This is a genomic window from Photobacterium sp. R1 (assembly GCF_054600795.1).
Genome location: NZ_BAAHZP010000685.1, coordinates 1 through 259, shown reverse-complemented (window position 1 = coordinate 259; position 259 = coordinate 1). Strand labels below are relative to the sequence as shown.

The 259-nt window shown below is 49.8% G+C and carries 1 protein-coding gene; it reads right to left on the bottom strand.

The annotated features are described in order from the left end of the window. Positions 1-259 (bottom strand): bifunctional hydroxymethylpyrimidine kinase/phosphomethylpyrimidine kinase (locus tag ACYP03_RS26830; protein ID WP_459782783.1); only part of this gene is annotated, 259 nt, incomplete at both ends.

The following is a 259-nucleotide window of genomic DNA, read 5'->3' as shown; positions in this document are numbered from 1 at the left end:
CGGCATGAGACAGTGCTTGTGTCAGGTAATCTTTGCCTTTCTGAACAGCCTCTGTGAGAGGGCAGCCTTGTGCAAGGTAGGAGGCAATAGCGGCGGATAAGGTGCAACCTGTACCATGCGTGTTTCGGGTTGCGATACGTTTGGCTGAGATAGTGACGGTGTCACTGTTTGTGATTAGATAATCGGTACTGAATGTGTCCTGTTCCCAATGCCCGCCTTTCAGCAATACAGCACTACTGCTAATGGTTTTGAGTTGCTC